Origin of the sequence: Streptomyces sp. NRRL S-1022, assembly GCF_000720135.1 — a bacterium.
In the GTDB taxonomy this organism is placed as follows: Bacteria; Actinomycetota; Actinomycetes; order Streptomycetales; family Streptomycetaceae; genus Streptomyces.
This window is the reverse complement of the sequence record NZ_JOIU01000086.1, coordinates 1-1548: the sequence shown is the minus strand read 5'-3', so window position 1 is coordinate 1548 and position 1548 is coordinate 1. Positions and strand designations below refer to the sequence as shown.

Below are 1548 nucleotides of genomic sequence, written 5' to 3'. Positions count from 1 at the left end.
CGGCGGCCTCGGGAGGTGGCGCTGCGCTTGGGGCGTTCGACCACCGGTGCGGTGATGACGACCGGGATGCCGGACGGGGCCTGGGCGCCGGTGATCCGGTTCAGGGCCTCGTCGCCCGAGCGGATCTGGGTGGTCTGCGGCCGGATTCCGGCGTCCGACATGAGGCGGACCATGCTTCGGCGCTGGTTCGGCGTGACCAGGGTGACGACGCTGCCGGACTCGCCGGCGCGGGCGGTACGGCCGCCGCGGTGGAGGTAGTCCTTGTGGTCGGTCGGCGGGTCGACGTTGACGACCAGGTCGAGGTTGTCGACGTGGATGCCGCGTGCCGCGACGTTGGTCGCCACCAGCACGGTGACGTGCCCGGTCTTGAACTGCGCCAGCGTGCGGGTGCGCTGGGGCTGCGACTTGCCGCCGTGCAGCGCGGCGGCCCGCACCCCGCTGTTGAGCAGGTCCTGGGTCAGCCGGTCGACGGCGTGCTTGGTGTCCAGGAACATGATCACGCGGCCGTCGCGGGCGGCGATCTCGGTCGTGGCGGCATGTTTGTCGGCGCCGTGGACGTGCAGGATGTGGTGCTCCATCGTCGTGACCGCACCGGCCGACGGGTCGACGGAGTGCACGACGGGATCGGTCAGGTAGCGGCGCACGAGCAGGTCGACGTTGCGGTCCAGGGTGGCGGAGAACAGCATGCGCTGCCCCTCTGGGCGCACCTGGTCGAGCAGCGCGGTGACCTGGGGCATGAAACCCATGTCGGCCATCTGGTCGGCCTCGTCCAGCACTGTGATGCCGACGTGGTTCAGCCGGCATTCGCCGCGGTCGATGAGGTCCTTGAGCCGGCCCGGGGTCGCGACGACGACCTCGGCTCCGCCGCGCAGCGCACCGGCCTGCCGGCCGATCGACATGCCGCCCACCACCGTGGCCAGCCGCAGCCGCACGGAGCGGGCGTACGGGGTCAGCGCGTCGGTGACCTGCTGTGCCAGTTCACGCGTGGGTACGAGGATCAGTCCCAGCGGCTGGCGGGGCTCGGCACGCTGTCCGGCGGTGCGGGCGAGCAGGGCGAGGCCGAAGGCGAGGGTCTTGCCGGAACCAGTGCGGCCGCGGCCCAGGACGTCACGGCCCGCCAGGGAGTTCGGCAGCGTCGCGCCCTGGATCGGGAACGGTGCGGTCACACCCTGCTTGCCGAGTTCGGCCAGGAGTTGCTCGGGCATGTCGAGACCAGCGAAGCCCTCGACGGCGGGCAGCGCGGGGGTGATCGTCCTGGGCAGCGCAAACTCACCTTGCACGGCGGCGGGCCGACGGCCGTAACCGCCGGAGCGGACGGGCCCGCCGGTACGGCGCGGTGCCTGCGAGCCGTAGCCGCTGCCGCCCCTTCCGGCGTCGGCACGGCCGTCACGGGAGCGGGCGGGGCGGTCGTTCGTGTACGTGCGGTTCATGCGGAACCTTCCTCGATGGGGCACATATCAAGGAATTCCCGCTGCGATGAATGGCACGGAGAATTACAAGTATGGACCGGTGGCAAAAGAAAGCAGACCTGGCCGGCGAAGACATCCG

General features: G+C 71.2%; 1 protein-coding gene. It reads right to left on the bottom strand.

Annotated elements, in window-relative coordinates; all coding sequences use genetic code 11:
• The coding region (locus tag IG05_RS0140875; protein WP_030349159.1) for a DEAD/DEAH box helicase at positions 1–1430 on the bottom strand (1430 nt) is incomplete at its 3' end.
• Positions 1431–1548 lie beyond the last annotated feature (118 nt).